At 70.1% G+C, this 996-nt stretch carries 1 protein-coding gene; it reads right to left on the minus strand.

Annotation, left to right across the window (positions count from 1 at the left end; translation table 11 throughout):
* A partial coding sequence (locus tag D180_RS13295; RefSeq protein WP_043090974.1) for an MIP/aquaporin family protein occupies positions 1 to 744 on the minus strand: 744 nt, incomplete at its 3' end.
* Between the last annotated feature and the right edge of the window lie 252 nt (positions 745 to 996).

Here is a 996-nt window from a genome sequence, read left to right on the forward strand (position 1 = left end):
GTAGGCGGCGCCGCCGATCACGCCGCCGATCAGCGGGCCGACGATCGGGATCCACCAGTAATTGTCGGCCGACGGCAGCGCCGAGGAGCCCCAGCCGGCGACGTAGGCGAACAGGCGCGGGCCGAAGTCGCGGGCCGGATTGATCGCCCAGGCTTCGAGATAACCCATCGAGGCACCGATGGTGGCCACCAGCAGGCCGATGATCAGCGCACCGGAATTGGCGGTGGGCGCGGCCTCGTTGTAGCGCTCGGTGATGGCGAAGATGCCGAAGATCAGGAACGCGGTCAGGATCACCTGGTCGCGCAGCGCGTGCATCGGCGTGATCGCCAGGCCCGGCGCGGTGAAGAACACCCCGGCCGCGCCGCCGCCGGCGCGGGTGAGATGCTGGGCCTGGTTGTAGTGGTCGATCACTGGCGCGAACAGCAGGTAGACGATCCACGCGCCGAGGAACGCACCGATCACCTGCGCCACCCAGTACGGCAGCACCTTGGGCCAGGGGAAGCCGCGGTACAGCGCCAGCGCCAGGGTCACCGCCGGATTGGCGTGGGTGCCGGACACCGAGCCGGTGACGTAGATGGCGATGGTCACCGCCAGGCCCCAGGCGATGCACACGCCCCAGTAGGCGTGCTGGTACGGGCTGGGGTCGTAGAGCACGTACATGCATGCCACCGAGCAGCCGAAGGCGATGATGATCAGCATCGCGATCGCTTCGGAAATCAGTTCGCCCACCAATTGCCGGCTCATGCCCATGCCTCCCGGCCTGCCGTCGTTGCCGCTGTCGATCCACCCATGCCTGCCACCCTCCACGGTTGCGTCCAGGTTCCTGCGCCGCGGCGGGGGCCGGGCGCAGCGCGATTGTGCACGCGCCGCCGCGGCCCGAACCGGGCCGGCGGCAGCGTTTTGATCATGCCGGTGCCGCGGCCAGGGTGGCGGGCGCCTGTTGCAGGTAGGCGACCAGGCGCTGGCGTCCGGCGGGGTCCACGCGCAGGCCGAGCT

The organism is Xanthomonas sp. SHU 166 (assembly GCF_000364685.1).
In the GTDB taxonomy this organism is placed as follows: Bacteria; Pseudomonadota; Gammaproteobacteria; order Xanthomonadales; family Xanthomonadaceae; genus Xanthomonas_A; species Xanthomonas_A sontii.